The 561-nt window shown below is 72.0% G+C and carries 1 protein-coding gene; it reads right to left on the bottom strand.

Annotated features, from left to right (window positions below; genetic code table 11):
* A partial coding sequence (locus ACFPBZ_RS29530) for a hypothetical protein (protein ID WP_378039666.1) occupies window positions 1-352 on the bottom strand: 352 nt, incomplete at its 3' end.
* Window positions 353-561: the final 209 nt, after the last annotated feature.

Genomic DNA, 561 nt, shown 5'->3' with positions numbered 1-561 from the left:
CCGGTCCCACGCTGGAGCTCCCAGACGGGGCTTGGTCGGCGGATGCCTCTGCGGGCTCGCGGCTCCTCGAGGCCGCATTCCAGGGGCTAGACGAGGTGGACGGGTCCGCGAGCTGGGTGGAACTTCCGGTGCCAGCCAACGTGGCGACCCCGGCGATGCCGAACACAGCCAACACGACGGTCGCGGCGATCACGACCCGGACCGGGGAGATCGCGCGCCGGGGCGTGGCGGAGCGGCCGGCGCTGGAGTTGCCGCTGCCGAAGCCGAGACGGTCCAGCGGCGTCGAGCCGCGCTCGCGCGAGGAACGCTGGCGGGGCTCGTCGTCGCCGCGGGTCCCGAACAGGTCGTTCATTCGGTCGTGCCTTCGCCGAAGCCCACGGACATCTCCTCAAGCGGGACGCCGCTCGGGGTGTGCGACGCCTGCTGAGTAAGACCCGCCAGAAGGCCGGTATGGATCCGCGGAGCCTGGACTTTCTGCGCACCGCCGCAGTTTCATCGGGTGGTCTGGTCGACTGCAGGGCGCGGCGGCGGTTGCGCTACACCGCTGGTGGCGCCGGTGGC

The sequence above is a fragment of the Actinomycetospora atypica genome (assembly GCF_042653685.1).
Lineage (GTDB): Bacteria > Actinomycetota > Actinomycetes > Mycobacteriales > Pseudonocardiaceae > Actinomycetospora > Actinomycetospora atypica.
The sequence above is the reverse complement of the archived record's forward strand: the minus strand, read 5'-3'. Positions and strand labels throughout refer to the sequence as shown.